Source organism: Cryobacterium levicorallinum (genome assembly GCF_004402405.1).
GTDB lineage: Bacteria > Actinomycetota > Actinomycetes > Actinomycetales > Microbacteriaceae > Cryobacterium > Cryobacterium levicorallinum.
In genome coordinates, this window is sequence record NZ_SOFE01000022.1 from 122039 (window position 1) to 136886 (window position 14848).

Below are 14848 nucleotides of genomic sequence, written 5' to 3' on the forward strand. Positions count from 1 at the left end.
TGAGTTTCTCTCGCTTTTGTGTTCGGTTTGGGGTAGAATCATGGGGAGGAGGCAATGGCGCCCATGTTCATGGAAAACCCGAGCGACGTCAGTGTGAACCCCACTATTGTGGCGGTGGAGCAGGCGCGGGAGGCGTTGTTGGCGGCGTTGGGTGGGGTGTCGTTCGGGCTGCTCGGTGATGACGAGTCCTTGAGCATGTTGCTTGCGTTGGAGGGTGTGGGTCGGGTTGTTGATGGGGCCCGGGTGCTGTCGACGACGGATGTGCTGCGTCGTTCCGAGTACTTTGATGAGTCCGTGGCGAAGACGGCAGCGGCGATGACCGACGGGCAGGCCGACAGCCAGCACGGCCGGCACGCAGGCCGCGCCGAGCAGGCTGGAGCAAGGGCGGCCAGGTGCTCAGTCCTTGCCCGCAGGAACCCGGCGACATCCGCTCGATTGGTGAGAAGCAGGCCGGCATCCTCCGCGCGGTGTTCGAAGCGGCCGCTCGACAGCCGGGAACCCCGACGATGGGCGGCGCGGCACCAACGGTGCTGGTGCACATCCACATCGACGACCTCCTCGCCGGGCGCGGCGCCGGCTGGATCGACGGCATCAACGGCCCCCTCAGCGTCAAACAAGTCGAAGAACTCGTCTGCGCCGGCGGCTATCAGCCCGTGTTGTTCGGCCACCAGGGTCAGGTTGTGCACCTCGGCACCACCAACCGATTCTTCACCAACAGCCAACGCCGAGCATTAGCGGCCCGTGATGGTGGCTGTGTCATCCCCGGCTGCACCGTGCCACCCCACCTCACGCAGGTTCACCACGTTATTCCCTGGAATAAGGGCGGTCTGACAAATATCGACAACGCCGTTCTCATCTGCAACGCCGTTCTCATCTGCAACGCCGTTCTCATCTGCAACGCCGCGCATGCCAGCATCGAAACATCCGGATAAAACATCGACATGCGACACGGACGCCCCTGGGTCCGCGGACCCCTCATCTTCGACCCCACCCAAACCTGGCGCCCCGCCGGCCAAAACCGCGCCGCCACCCCAGCCGAGAAACCCCACTGGGAAAAGTGAGCGCCACCGCGATGGGCGCGACGCCCCGGTCGCGGTGTCCACCAGTGCCTGGCAGGTGCTACTGGGCGAGAGCCAGGGCGCTGGGATCCAGAAGCACGTAGATCATCCCGGTGATAGCCAGCTCCGTGGTGTCTGTTCCCTGGGGGGCCTCGGTCACCAACGTGGAAATGGACACGGTTCGCTCGCCATGCTGCAGACCGGCAACGAAGTCAAAGAGATTACTCTGGGCTCCCTGAACCGACATAGTGATGGGAAGCGCGAGGTAGGCGCCGTCGCTAAACGAGTTCGCCGCGGCGTTGGCTGAGTCGGCAGAGTCCGCATCCGGCACTGGCATCCCTGGTGGCGGCACAGCGTCGTCACCAGCGTCACCAGCACCAGCACCAGCACCAGCACCAGCACCAGCCGACAGCGCGGCCCCCGCTACTTGTTCATATGCCACCGCGTCGCCGAGGGTCAACGACTCAAGGATCACATTGTTCTGATGAGCGATGACTTCGAGCTGCCCGACGAATGCCGGAATCGCCGCGTCGGGAGGGACAGCCGTCTGCAGCGTGCCCAGATAGGTGCGGAATTCGGCGATGCCGTCAAAGTCGTGTTGCAAGCTCTCGAGGGCGATCTCATACTCGGCGTTCTGCGCGTCCACGACCTCGCGGTGGGCGGTCAAGGCTCGCACCTCCTCGAGCTTCGGCGCAATCCCCAGGAGCCCGCCCAGAACTACGGCGGCGCTCACGGTAGACGCCATCACTGCACCGAATAGTCGATTTCGATTCATGATCAGTTTCCCCCGCCTACGCGATTCGCACGGGCATCCGCATTGATGTTGATTTCAATGTCCACGACGTAGGTACCCGATTCTGAGCGCGTGATCGAACCGAGGCTGGCATCAGCAAACCCGGGCAGCATCTTCAGATTCGTCAGCCATTGCGGTACGGCCGGCAATGATGGACTGGTCAGGCTGAGGGTGAGAGTGGCCACGCGGGGGTTGTGCAGGGCAACGGTGCTTTGGGCGTAGTCCTCCCACGGCGAGCCGGAGTCAATCGTCACCGCATCGATGGTGACCACGCTGGGCAAAATTACGCGCACTTCAGCCAGGTAGGCTCGCCAGTCGATTTCGGTTTTGGTTCCGACCGTTCGTGCGGCCGCCGTCAGGTCGATCTGTGCCTGAACACTCCGCACCTGCGAATACTTGGCAGATTCCAGAAGCAACTCGTTGGTGCGCGCCTCAGCGTGCGCGAGATCGGCTTGGGCAACCCCGGCTTGCACGGAGACCGCCCCGATCGATGCCGCCATGAAGAAGACGACTCCAGCGGAGGCGGCCAGAATGATGCGGCGCAGCATTTTGCCCTTGCGTTTGGCCTTAAGTTCAAGGGGCAGCAGGTTGGCTCGAGGCTCGCCGCCGTAAACCAGCTCGCGCCGGTTGCTGCGGTGCTTCATGCTTTGCTCCCCAGGGCCAGCCCGAGAGCTGCAACGAAAGTGCACTCCGATTCTTGCAATGCGGCCCGATCCACATCGGGCCCCAATTCCAGACCTCCGAAGGGCTGAGCCGTCAGCACCGGAAAGCCGGTGACTTCGCGCAGAGCGGTTGGAAACCCACCGAGCCGAGCTCCACCGCCCATGAGCACGATGTGATCGATCGGCAGCTCCGGCCAATTGTTGGTGAAGTACTGCACCGTATTGCGCAGGCTTTCGAGCAATTCGGCCGTGACCTCGCGGATGACCGTGGCAGCGATCGCGTCGTGCGGTGCCACCACGTCCGTCAGACCGAGCTTCATTTTGAGCACTTCAGCTGCCTCCTCGTCAATACCGAGGCGCGCACGCAATGCCTTGGTCAGCTGGTTGCCGCCCGAGGGAATGACCCGCACAAACTGCGGTACACCTCCAGAGGAAATGAGCACACTCGATGAGCCACCACCAATATCGATCTGTGCGATCACACCGGGAGCCGTGACCCCGCGGTGAATGGCCCGGCTGCGCGCAAACGCCATAATGTCGACGTTGATGCTGCGCAGCCCAGCGAGTTTTGCGGCCTTGATGTGGGCCTGCACGACGTCCTTCGTCGCGGCGATCAAGAGTCCGGAAACTTGCGGCTCTGACTCGCCTTCACCGTCGACCTCGTTGATGGGGTAGAAATCGAGCAGCGCTTCGGCCGTGGGGAACGACAGCAGGTCCTGCACCTGAAACGGCAGCGACTCACGAATGCGTCGCAGCGACATTTTCGGCACGGTCAGGTTTCGCACCACCATGCGGTGATAGCCCATTCCGAGCACAACGTCTTTGCTCGTGAACCCGCCGGTCGACCAGAGACGCTTGAGGGCAGCGCCGACGACGGCCGGTTCGAGTACCTCGCCGCGGCTGACCGCGCCGAACGGCAGTGGATGCTCATGGCACCGCAGCAACACGGGATTCTCCGTTTCGGCGTCGCGCACCTCGACGGCGCGCACGGCGGTGGTGCCGATATCGATTCCGACCACACGTGGCGTCATTGTTGTTCCCCCGGTGAAATGTGAGTGTGCAAGGTAAAGGTAGTGAGGCGCGAGCGTCTAGGTGAGTCCGTACAGAGTCAGGTAGCCGGCGGCTATCGACTGACCGAACACGGCGCCGAGCCAGGCGGCCAGGAGCATCCAGGGGCCAAACGGAATGCTGCTGCGCCGCCCGGCCTTGCGGGATACCAGCAGCCCGATTCCGAAGAGCCCCCCGAGCAGAAATGCCCCAAATGCGCCCACGATCAGCGGTGCCCAGCCGAGCCAGCCGAGATAGAGGCCGAGCACACCGGCGAGTTTCACGTCGCCGAGGCCCATGCCGCCTGGGCTGATCAGGGCCAGCGCAAGGTAGAGGCCGAACAGGGCGGCCGCACCGATCAGGGCGCTCAGCAGACGGCCCGGTTCTCCAGAGACGAGAGCGGCCGCTGTGAGCAGCACTGCGCCCACCGGATAGACCGGTAGCAGAATCTTGTTGGGCAGGGTGTGGGTATCGAGATCGATCATGGCGAGCGCGACGCTCACCGCAGCGAGGTACAGAAACGCGACAAGCACGATGATCTGGGCGAGCAACGCGTCCGTCGAGACCAGTGCCCCACCGTCGCCGCTCGAAAACACCCAGAGTGCGACGACCGCGAAGAACACGCCGGTGCCCAGCTCCACCAGCGGGTAGCGCACCGAAAAGGCGGCCCCACAGTGCCGGCATTTGCCCCGCAGCAGCAGCCACGACAGCACGGGAATGTTGTCATACGAGCGGATGCGCGCGCCGCAACTACCGCAGGCACTCGGCGGGGACACTATGGACTTGCCTGCCGGAATCCGATAGATAACGACGTTCAGGAAGGAACCAATGAGCAGGCCGAATATGCCGGCGAACACCGCTAGTAGTGCCGTCATTTGTCGCCGTTCGTTCGATCGCGGCTGGAAAGCAGAGTCCATCGGGAATCGTCTGGGTCAGAACCAGCGGGCATCGCGCCGTAGAGATCCGTGCCCGGGATGCTCATCGGGACAAAGTCAACATTGCTGGTATTGTTCACCACAAAACTTTCGGAATAGATTTGTCCTCGCCACTGGGTCCGGTTGAAGACGACGGCGCATGGCGTATACAGCATCGCCGAAATCTCGGTATCGAATTGTACGGAGCCGTTGACGGTGAAGTTGGAACTGCATTTGTTCGCTCCGAGCGCCTCAACTCCCGGTGCGATGAACCATATCTTGTGGTCGTTTCCGTCACTCGCGACCACTGAGAAATCATTGACGACCACCTCGTGGAAAAGAAAAGCAATGTCAGATTTCACATTCATTTCAATGCTGCCAAAGTCAAAGGTGTCACACTGGCGAACATCGACGATAGTCGGCTTCGTGAGGTTGCGAAGGTCCTCATAGAATTGGTGGAGCGAATCACCCGAATTGTCCTGCACCCATGATCCGAGCTGGCACTTCTTACTGCCCGGCGCGACAAGCTCATTGCTGTCGGTCGAGAAGGGAACAAAACCCTCCTTCTCGAAGTCACTCCAGTCGTAAGCAAACGTCACCCAACTGGCAATGTCGACGGTGCCGTTGGCGTATACGTCCCCTGCCACGGAACACGAGTTGTAGAGACTAACGGCCCCGTTCACGATGAGATTTCCGGCTATCGTGCCGCTGGACGTGCAGGTGTAGTCGCCGGTGGCAACGACGACATCTACCGGTGACCCCAAACTATCCTTGGTACTGAATTGATTGACCACGGCGCTTCCATACGAATAGACGACGGGGCCGGGGCTGACCGTGCCGGATATGGTGAATATACTTTCGACGACTCTCGTGGTCTTGAGTCCGGCTGAGTCGGCGCCGGCATGACCGGTGGAGACGATCTGTACTTCCGTTTCGTCCGCAGCTCCCGTCGGACATTTTTGGACCCACCCAGTGGCATGGGTCCAAACCGTTGAGGTGTAGGCCGGAAGCGTGCCGTCGGGGCTCTGAAATAAACCGTCGGTCGGGCAGGACGAGGGGGTGCGCTGCAATTCGGCGAGGGCGGCATCGATGCCGGCCTCGGCGGCGGCCTGGGCCTGCACTCCGGCGCGGATTGAAGTCGTGACGGTTAGAGCTTGCAGGGATGACGACGTTACGGTGAGCGTGATGACCAGGAGGACCGCCATCACACCGACGACGGCTATGAGGGCACTTCCGCGTTCGCCACTGTGCCGACTCAGTCTGCGAAACATGTTTTCTCGATACTGCTCGGCGCTCGTTGTGTGACGGTCGTGTGCACGACGACCGGCATGGTTCCTCCGACCGTGAACGACAGTTTGACCTGGCCCTGGACGACCACGGAAAACACGGGCTCCGTGAGATTGACCGCGCTAATTCCCTGGCCTTGCACGGTCCAATCTTTCAGCCCTTCAGGCGCGGGCGCAGTCACTCGTGCGTCCCCCGTGTTGACCGTGTACAAGACGCCGGAATCGAAATACCAGGCTCGGCAGGACAGGTCGGATGTGTCGTCCATTCCGGCGGTCCTGACCACGAGCAGATTGCCGCTCACTGCGACTTCGGTGGCGTTTCGCACATCTCGCTTGATCGACTCGGCGATCAGCTGCGCGGTGTTGGCGCCATCCGAGGAAGAGACCACGTCTCGCTGGGCTCGCACCGCGTTGAGCAGAAAGCCACCCACGAGGGAGAGGATCAACACCGAGAGGCTGATGTAGATGACCAACTCGACCAGGGTGAAACCGGTCTCGCGGCGGCGAGGGCCCACCGGAATGATGTCGGTCATCCGTTCACCAAGATGAGCGTGACCGCTTGGGCCAGAAATTTGTCTGCCCCCGTAATCTGGACCTTGCTCGTGTATGACAACGTCGTCGGCACGCCCGCTCCGCACCCTTCAACGCCAGCCCACACACCGGTCACCGTGAACTCGCCCTCTACTCTGGAGTCCGCGGCGGGACGGGGATCACACGTCACGGTTGACTGTCGAGCACGGTCGAGATCGGCACTCAACAGCTGAGTCGCGGTCGCGATCAACGCGTTGGTGCGGGCCAGCTGCTGGGACTGCACGAGGACGGACAGAAACGCCATGGCCATGATGCTCAGCAGAAACATCGAGACGATGACTTCGACGATTCCGAAGCCAGCGTTCCTCGTTTCGGGGTCAGCGGGAAGAGTCGCGCTCATCTCGTCGTACTCTCTCCTTGTGGCTTAGTAGCTCAATGCTCCTCGGCGGGTTTGCGCAATCAATCAGCCCGGCTAGGGCTCTGTCGTCGACGCCGACGTGGACTCGGAGATGTACTGCGTATGCGTACCTGTTGTGGCGTCCGCTGGCTTCCATTGCCCCGTTAGAACAAAAGTATTTTCGTTGGGCGAAACACCGGCGACGCCTGTAATGAGGATGTCGTCGCTCGTAGAGTACGAGTCCAAACCTGTGGAGAGTTTGCCGACGGCATCCGAAACCGATGTCCCCTTCGTTACCTCGACAGCAATCGCGGTCTTCGCCTGGGTCAGCTGGGTCGCGACGGCGGAATCCTTGGCCTTATCTTGCTGGTTCAAATAAATCGGAACAGCGATGGCAGATAGAACGCCGAGAATCACCACGACAATTAGAAGCTCGATGAGCGTGAAGCCCTTGTCGCTGCGACCGAGGGTCATGCGTTTATTGCCTAGGACGGACATGATGCGGTTCATGGTGGTTCCTTTAGGTGGCGTTTCTGGGAGCAGAACGGTGCGGCTACTCATACTTCAACCTAGGTTCTACCCCCGGTGAAATAAATGGGTTTTTGGGGTTTACCCACCCCCAGATATAGTGCAGCCCCAACTGGGGTGGACTATCCGACATAGTCGAATACGTTGAACATCGGCAGGTAAAGAGCGACAACCATCCCTCCGACGATGATGCCGATCACGGCGATCATCAGGGGTTCGATCAGGGCGGTGAGCTGCTGGGTCGTCGACTGCACTTCCTGATCGTAGAACTCAGCAATCTTGCGCAGCATCTGCCCGAGCGCGCCGGCATCCTCTCCCACCGCGATCATCTGCGTAACCATTGCCGGGAAGACCGGTTCGAGGGCGAGTGGGCCGGCAATCGACCGGCCTCGACTCACCGATTCCTGCACTTTGTGCAACGCTTCTTCGATGACCCAGTTTCCTGAGGTCTCCCCTACAATTTTTAGGGAACCCAGAATGGGCACGCCAGCGCCGATCATGGTGGCGAAGTTGCGACTGAACCGAGCTATCGCGAGCTTAGCGAGCACAGGGCCGACTACGGGCAGTTTGAGCTTGAGTGGATCGGCCACGCGTCGCACGCGCTCGGTGTGCCGATTTTTGCCCCACCACAGCCATGCCAACACCGCTCCTACGATCAGTATCGGGGCGACCCAGAGCATGATGTTGGAAAGGTGCACGAGCACCTGGGTCGCGATCGGCAGCTGACCACCGAGCTGTTGAAACATGTCCTCAAACACGGGCACGATGAAAATGAGCATGCCAATGATGGCGAGCACCGCCATGATCATCACGATCACCGGGTAGGCCAGGGCCGACTTGATCGTGTCACGCAGGCGCACCTCGGTTTCGAAGTTGTCGGCGATGGAGCCCAGCGAATCCTCAAGAAAACCGCCGATCTCGCCGGCGCGAACGAGGTTGATCATGATCGGCGGAAAGACCTCGTCGTGCTTGTCAAAAGCGTGCGACAGGGACATGCCCGTTTCGACGTCGCTGCGAATGACCGAGATCACCTGCGCGAGCCGACGATTCTGGGTCTGCTCCGAGAGAATGATCAGCGTACGCAGCAGCGACAGACCGGCTGCGGTCATGGTCGCCATCTGGCGACTCATCACGGCCAGATCGGCGAGCGCGACCGGCTTGGTATACCCGGGCAGGTGCAGATCCATATTGAGGCCACGAATCGGGCGGGCTGGAACGATCGAGATCGGCGACAGCCCCATGGTGCGCAGCTGCTGCAGCGCAGCACGCTCCGACCCGGCGTCCATGCGCCCCCTAACGACCTTGTCGTCGTCGTCCCGACCCGAATAGGCGAAGGAGAGTTCAGCGGCCATTAGCGCCTCCTCGATGTGAACGAGTCGTTGAAGTCGATCTCGGCCAGGCTCAGGTCGCCGAGCGCGGGATCGCTTGGATCAATCTTGTGCACGAGTTGCTTGAGCACCTCGATGTCCTGGGCCTTTTCCTCCGCCGCCTGCCGCGTGATCAGGCGGGCGTCGACGAGCTCGGCGAGGTGCTGATCCATGGTGTGCATGCCGGTGGCGCGGCCCGATTGCAGCGCAGATCCGATCTGATGGGTCTTGCCTTCCCGAATGAGGTTGGCGATGGCTGGCGTTGAAACCAGAATCTCGGTGGCCACCACCCGTCCACCCCCGACCTTGCGCACGAGCGTCTGACAAAGCACTCCGCGCAGGGTCGCGGCGAGCTGCGCCCGCACCTGGGCCTGCTGGTGGGCGGGAAAAACGTCGATCATGCGGTCGATGGTTTGGGCGGCATCCTGCGTGTGCAGGGTCGAGAAGACCAGGTGGCCCGTTTCGGCGGCGGTCAGCGCGACCGAGATGGTCTCGAGGTCGCGCAGCTCGCCGATCAGAATGACGTCGGGGTCCTGCCGCAGCACGTGTTTGAGCGCCGCGGCGAAACTGTGCGTGTCCTGCCCGACTTCGCGCTGGCTGATCACACACTTCTTGGACTCGTGCACGAACTCGATCGGGTCTTCCACCGTGACGATGTGGTCGGTGCGGGTGCTGTTGACAAGGTCGACGATGGCCGCGAGCGTGGTCGTCTTGCCCGAACCGGTCGGACCGGTGACCAGCACCAGGCCTCGCGGCAAATGCGCAAACCGCGAAACGGATGCCGGCACGCCCAGTTCACTCAGCGACCTGATCGCATTCGGAATCAACCGAAATGCGCCGCTGACCGAGCCGCGCTGCTGGTAGAAATTGACGCGGAACCGAGTCGACTCGATCGTGTACGCGAAGTCGAGTTCGAGTTCGCGCGCGAATTCCTCCCGCTGCTCGGGCGAGAGGATGCTGCCGAGGGCCGCCGCGACCTTGCCCGGCGACCAGCGCGCCCAGCCGACGATGGGCCGCAGGGCACCGTCAATGCGCACGCTCGGAGGTGCACCGCCGGCCACGTGCAGGTCTGATCCGCCAGCATGAGCGACCAGGCGCAGGGCGGCGAGCAGGTCGGGGTCGATATCAGTGGCCGGTGGCTCATCTGTGACTAGGTCGGTTGCCGGTGGTTCGCCGGGCTCGCGCTCGCTGGACAGGGCGCGCATCGCGTGCAGAATGCGAGCCGTTGGGGTGGGGTCTGCGGTGCTGTCGTCGGTGGGCATCCGGTCGTAATCGGGTCGGCTCATGACAACTGCCCTCCCGCTGCTCTAGGAGACAACGCGGAGTACCTCATCCACCGAGGTCAAGCCGAGGGCGACCTTGGCCCAGCCGTCTTCACGCATGGTGATCATGCCCTGCTTGCGCGCGGCGGCCCCGATCTGGGCGCTCGAAGCGTGCGCGACGGTGAGGCGCTCGATCTCCTCGGACACCGTCATGACCTCGTGAATGCCGAGGCGACCGCGGTATCCCGTCTGCGAGCAGCTTGAGCATCCGGCCGACTTGTAGATCACGGTGCCGGTGGTGGTGGGGTCGATGGCCGGACCGATCTCGGGCCGGATCGTTGAGCGGTTCGAGACGTAACCCACGGTGGGGTTGACCACGAATCCCAGATAGGCGAGGTCGGTGCGGTGGTCTGGCACCTTGCAGCGGTCGCAGAGCCGACGGGCGAGTCGCTGGGCCACCACACAGTCCAGGGCCGATCCCACGAGAAACGGTTCGACTCCCATTTCGATCAGGCGGGTCATAGCACTTGGCGCATCGTTGGTGTGCAGCGTCGACAGCACGAGGTGACCGGTGAGCGAGGCCTCGATCGCGATTTTCGCGGTCTCCTGGTCGCGAATCTCACCGAGCAGCACCACGTCGGGGTCTGAGCGCAGAATCGAACGCAGGGCGACGGCGAAGGTGAGGCCGGCCTTGCGGTTCACCTGCACCTGATTCACCCCGGGCATGCGGTATTCCACCGGGTCCTCGACCGTGATGACGTTGATTTCGGGCCGGGAGATGGCGTGCAGCGTCGTGTAGAGCGTGGTCGACTTGCCCGACCCGGTGGGGCCGGTGACCAGGATCATGCCGTACGGCTTGGTATACGCCATTTCGAACTCGTTGAAGTTGTCGGTGAGCAGATTGAGGCCGCTCATCTTCATCGATGAGGTGGCGTTGTCGAGAATACGCAGCACCACCTTTTCACCCCAGACCGTGGGCAGAATGGCGACGCGCAGATCGACGGTGCGGCCGTTGTGGTGCACCGACATGCGACCGTCCTGCGGTTTGCGCCGCTCGGCGATGTCGAGGTCGCTCATGATCTTGATGCGCGAGGTGACGCCGCCGGCGATAGTCGATGGCGCATTCTGCATATCGTGCAGCACGCCGTCGATGCGGTAGCGCACCCGCAGGCCGCCTTCGCCGGGTTCGATGTGAATATCGGAGGCCTTGTCCTGGATCGCCTGGCTGACCAGCAGGTTGACGAAGCGCACGATCGGCGCCGCGTCATCCGCTTCTGTATAAGTTGACGTCTCGTCGACATCGTCGCTCTCGGCCGTGAGGGTGGAGCTGAGGTCGATCAGTTCACTGTCGGCGCGGTGGTAGCGGGCGATGGCCGCCTGCAGGTCGGAGGGTTCAACGACGACCGGGGTGACCCGCATGCGGGCGGCTTCGCGCACGTCATCGACGGCGAATACGTCGCCGGGATTGACCATGGCCACCACGAGACGGCCGTCTTCGAAGGCGATGGGCAGCACGTTGGCGCGGCGGCAGACTGCGGCCGGCACCTTGGCCACGGCGAGCCGGTCGACGGGATAATCCAGCAACTCGACGAAGGGCAGATTCTTCTGCTCGGCGCGCGCCTGGGCGAATTGCACCTCGCTGATCGTGCCCGCGTCGACCATGCTGCGCACGGCGGCCTCATCGGCGCGGTCGCTCCGGCGCACGGTGTCGAGGTCCTCGATCGGAAGTAGGCCGTGCACGATCAGAATTTCGGTCAGGCTGGTCACGAACGCGCTCCCCCGGGATACCACGTGGGTACCGCCACCCGGCCAGTGAATGACGCACAAAACGGATGACGGCACAAAAGTAGAGCTTCAGGGTAGCCCGTGAGTAAAACAGCTGGACAGCCCCACTGTATGGGGCGCTCATTCGGGGGTGTTTCGGTCCGGTCTACGGCAGGGTGTCGGCGGTTAATGCGCCCTTGGCGGCTCGAGTGTTCGTGGGTCGGGCCGCGGTCGAGGCGGCCGCATTGTCGCTGGGGATATCGCGGCGCCAGGTCTATGTACTGATCAAACGCTATCGAACAAGGTCGGGGTTAGCGACGGATTTGGCTCCCGGGCGATCCTCTCATGGGAAAGGTACGTGGCGGCTGGACGCCGAAGTTGAAGACCTCGTCAGTGAGGTGGTGCGGAAGCAGTTCCTGATGAATCGGAGGTAGTCGCCGTCCAGTGCCCCAACGATTCGTCCGTCCGGAGCGAAGGTCGCTTCCATCCACCTGGGCTTCTTGTTCTTGAATCTCTGAATAACCTTGATCCGAAGACTTCTGACGAGGACCTTTGCCTCTGCTGAGTTTGGGTTCTCCAGATTCACGAACTGGGTCAGATTACGAATCACGTCATCGGCCAGGTGCTTGTTCGCGCTTGACAGCTGCTGTACTGCGTAGCCTCGATCCACCGATCGGTGGATCGAGGCTACGAGTGGACGCTGTGCGATACCGCTAATTTTGGCGGAACGGCCAGTGTCTGGAAGACGACGCAATAGCGTTCCGTCAAACGGATAAGGGTGGCGATCTGCTCCTCATCCGCATCGGATGTTAACTCGAACCGCATCCTGATGTCCTGAAATCCGACCGCCGTCTGCTTGTCGACGGCGAGCGTGCCGCGAAAATCGAGGTCTCCCTCGGCGTGCACCACACCGGTGACGTCGATGCCAAGCGAGGAAGCGACTGCGGCCAGAGTCACCCCCGCGCAGGCAACGAGTGCCTGGAGGAGCATATCGCCTGAGCACACGGAGAGACCGTCGCCTCCGGTGGCGGGGTGCAAACCAGCCTCCACCAGGGCCTGCCCGGTCTGCACCGAACAACTGATACCCGCGCCCAGTTCACCGTTGGCCCGAAGCGTCACCAGGGCGGCGTCGGGGTCATCGCGGTACTGCTGCTTCAGAGGAGCTTGCACCGTGCGCAGGTCACTGATAGTCACTGGTCATCATCTCCAAGTAGTTTCGAAGCGTGCGGTCGGCGACGCTTCCTCCTTTACAGTATCCGCCGGCAACTGGAGCTACCGCAGATTGCTCCCATTGTTACCGTGCATGTCCACACGAAGTTGCCGGGGAGCACGTTCCGGTAGCGTGAAGGAATGGCAAACCACGACCGCACAGACAGGGAGTGGGGTTTTCGCACCCGTTCCATCCACGCAGGAAATGTTCCAGATGCGGTGACCGGCGCCCGAGCCATTCCCATCTACCAGACCACGGCCTTCGTGTTCGATGACACCGCTGATGCTGCGGCCCGGTTCGCCCTACAAAAGTACGGCAATATTTACTCCCGCCTCGCCAACCCGACGGTCGCCGCATTCGAGGAGCGTGTGGCAAGCCTTGAGGGTGGGCTGGGCGCTGTCGCAACCTCGAGCGGCCTGTCGGCGCAGTACATTACCTTCGCTTCGCTCGTGGGTTCCGGCGACCACATCGTCGCATCTGCGAGCCTCTATGGCGGTTCCCTCACGCAGCTCGACATCACGCTGCGTCGGTTCGGAGTTGAGACCACTTTTGTGCCGGGCACGGATGCGGCCGACTATGCCGCAGCGATTACTGACAAGACCAGACTGATCTTCGCCGAGTCCATCTCCAACCCGTCCGGCGAGATCGCCGACCTCGAGGGTCTGGCCGACGTCGCCCACGCCGCGGGTATTCCGCTCATCATCGACTCGACCTTTGCCACCCCCTACCTGAACCGGCCAATGGAATGGGGAGCAGACGTGGTCATCCACTCGGCGACGAAATTTCTCGGCGGCCACGGGACCACTCTGGGTGGTGTCGTGGTGGAGTCCGGTCGGTTCGACTGGAACAGCGGCAAGTTCCCCCTGTTCGACATTCCAGTGCCGGCGTACGGCGACCTCAACTGGTCGGGCAACTTCGGCGAGTATGCCTTTCTCACCCGCCTGCGTGCCGAGCAGCTGCGGGATATCGGACCTGTCCTGGCCCCACACTCCGCGTTCCTCCTCGCCCAAGGCGTCGAAACCCTGGCCTTTCGGATGGAAGCGCACGTCGCCAATGCCAGGATCGTCGCGGAGTGGCTCGAAGCCGATCCCCGAATCGAATTCGTCAATTGGGCCGGGCTCCCCTCGCACACGCACTTTGACCGCGCCAAGAAATACCTGCCGAAGGGACCGAGCTCGATCTTCAGCTTCGGCGTCAGGGGCGGCAGGGATGCCGGGCGCACTTTCATCGAGTCAGTGACCCTGGCCAGCCACCTCGCCAACGTCGGCGACGCGAAGACACTGGTTATTCATCCGGCGTCCACCACTCACGCGCAGCTCACCGAGCAGCAGCTTGTTGACGCGAAGGTGTTGCCGGGCCTTGTACGCATTAGCGTGGGGATCGAAGATCCAGACGACATTATTTACGACCTCGACCAGGCGCTGAGCCTGGCAACCGGAGGCAAGTGATGAGCACGGAAGCAGTACCCTCCCCATTGGCCAACGGCCCCGCCTGCGAACTGCCGGTTAGCGTGTCCGGCGCGAACCGAGTGAAGTCCCCGCGAACCTGGATCGGTCCCAGCGCCAAGGAACGCCTCAAGATTCTGCAGAGTGCCACGTCGGTCGCCATCGTGGGCGCATCGCCCAACGCGGCGCGGGCAAGCTACTTCGTGGGAACCTACCTGCTGCAGTCCAGCAGCTACCGGGTGTATTTCGTCAACCCGAACGCCGACGAGATTCTCGGCCACAAGACCTACCCCACCCTTGCCGCACTGCCCGAGGTGCCCGACATCGTCGACGTGTTCCGCCGGGAAAGCGAAATCTCCTCGGTTGTCGATGACGCCGTCGCCATCGGCGCTCCGACCGTCTGGATGCAGCTTGGCATTTGGAACCAGGATGCGGCGACCTACGCGCAGAGCCAGGGTCTGACGGTAATCATGGACCGCTGCCTCAAGATTGAGCACGCCCGCTTCAACGGCGGCCTCTATCTCCTCGGCTTCAACACCGGCGTGATCTCGGCACGAAAGACGGCCCGCTGAGAGCCGACACTG

The 14848-nt window shown here is 62.3% G+C and carries 15 protein-coding genes; 3 read left to right on the top strand and 12 right to left on the bottom strand.

The annotated features are described in order from the left end of the window. Window positions 1-392 precede the first annotated feature (392 nt). Window positions 393-932 (top strand): HNH endonuclease signature motif containing protein, encoded by a 540-nt coding sequence (locus E3O11_RS11010; protein ID WP_134495536.1) that lies wholly within the window; start codon window positions 393-395, stop codon window positions 930-932. Between the two features lie 187 nt (window positions 933-1119). On the opposite strand, the gene E3O11_RS11015 is transcribed toward E3O11_RS11010, so the two are convergent. The 12 genes from E3O11_RS11015 to E3O11_RS11075 form a co-directional block, all read right to left on the bottom strand. After that, window positions 1120-1791, bottom strand: a complete 672-nt coding sequence (locus tag E3O11_RS11015; RefSeq protein WP_134495538.1) for a hypothetical protein — start codon at window positions 1789-1791, stop codon at window positions 1120-1122. Between the two features lie 44 nt (window positions 1792-1835). After that, window positions 1836-2495, bottom strand: a complete 660-nt coding sequence (locus tag E3O11_RS11020) for a hypothetical protein (protein WP_092452937.1) — start codon at window positions 2493-2495, stop codon at window positions 1836-1838. Beyond that, window positions 2492-3544, bottom strand: coding sequence for a type IV pilus assembly protein PilM (gene pilM, locus E3O11_RS11025; RefSeq protein WP_092452940.1), 1053 nt, complete (start codon window positions 3542-3544; stop codon window positions 2492-2494). Before pilM ends, E3O11_RS11020 begins: the two co-directional genes overlap by 4 nt. 57 nt (window positions 3545-3601) lie before the next feature. After that, the gene (locus E3O11_RS11030) at window positions 3602-4435 is read right to left on the bottom strand and encodes a prepilin peptidase (protein ID WP_092452943.1); all 834 of its coding nucleotides are present in this window, start codon (window positions 4433-4435) and stop codon (window positions 3602-3604) included. Next, window positions 4432-5682, bottom strand: a complete 1251-nt coding sequence (locus tag E3O11_RS11035; RefSeq protein WP_134495540.1) for a hypothetical protein — start codon at window positions 5680-5682, stop codon at window positions 4432-4434. Before E3O11_RS11035 ends, E3O11_RS11030 begins: the two co-directional genes overlap by 4 nt. A gap of 47 nt (window positions 5683-5729) precedes the next feature. Beyond that, on the bottom strand, window positions 5730-6293 hold the full coding sequence (locus E3O11_RS11040) for a PulJ/GspJ family protein (protein WP_092452948.1): 564 nt from the start codon (window positions 6291-6293) through the stop codon (window positions 5730-5732). Further along, a complete protein-coding gene (locus E3O11_RS11045; protein WP_092452951.1) occupies window positions 6290-6691 on the bottom strand; it encodes a type IV pilus modification PilV family protein in 402 nt (133 codons plus the stop codon). Before E3O11_RS11045 ends, E3O11_RS11040 begins: the two co-directional genes overlap by 4 nt. A gap of 72 nt (window positions 6692-6763) precedes the next feature. After that, on the bottom strand, window positions 6764-7198 hold the full coding sequence (locus tag E3O11_RS17840) for a type II secretion system protein (protein WP_092452954.1): 435 nt from the start codon (window positions 7196-7198) through the stop codon (window positions 6764-6766). A 140-nt stretch (window positions 7199-7338) separates the two neighbouring features. Beyond that, the gene (locus E3O11_RS11055) at window positions 7339-8568 is read right to left on the bottom strand and encodes a type II secretion system F family protein (protein WP_166787571.1); all 1230 of its coding nucleotides are present in this window, start codon (window positions 8566-8568) and stop codon (window positions 7339-7341) included. After that, window positions 8568-9869: a type IV pilus twitching motility protein PilT gene (locus tag E3O11_RS11060; protein WP_277871277.1), complete on the bottom strand. Its 1302-nt coding sequence runs from the start codon at window positions 9867-9869 to the stop codon at window positions 8568-8570. The genes E3O11_RS11055 and E3O11_RS11060 overlap by 1 nt, the downstream gene beginning before the upstream one ends. A gap of 21 nt (window positions 9870-9890) precedes the next feature. Beyond that, window positions 9891-11612 (bottom strand): GspE/PulE family protein, encoded by a 1722-nt coding sequence (locus E3O11_RS11065; RefSeq protein WP_092453007.1) that lies wholly within the window; start codon window positions 11610-11612, stop codon window positions 9891-9893. Between the two features lie 684 nt (window positions 11613-12296). Beyond that, window positions 12297-12803: an OsmC family protein gene (locus tag E3O11_RS11075; protein ID WP_092452960.1), complete on the bottom strand. Its 507-nt coding sequence runs from the start codon at window positions 12801-12803 to the stop codon at window positions 12297-12299. Between the two features lie 156 nt (window positions 12804-12959). Here E3O11_RS11075 and E3O11_RS11080 point away from each other — a divergent pair, with 156 nt between their 5' ends. Continuing rightward, a complete protein-coding gene (locus E3O11_RS11080; protein WP_092452963.1) occupies window positions 12960-14267 on the top strand; it encodes an O-acetylhomoserine aminocarboxypropyltransferase/cysteine synthase family protein in 1308 nt (435 codons plus the stop codon). Continuing rightward, window positions 14267-14836 carry a CoA-binding protein gene (locus tag E3O11_RS11085; RefSeq protein WP_092452966.1) on the top strand — a complete coding sequence of 190 codons (570 nt, stop codon included), beginning with the start codon at window positions 14267-14269 and terminating at the stop codon, window positions 14834-14836. The genes E3O11_RS11080 and E3O11_RS11085 overlap by 1 nt, the downstream gene beginning before the upstream one ends. Window positions 14837-14848 lie beyond the last annotated feature (12 nt).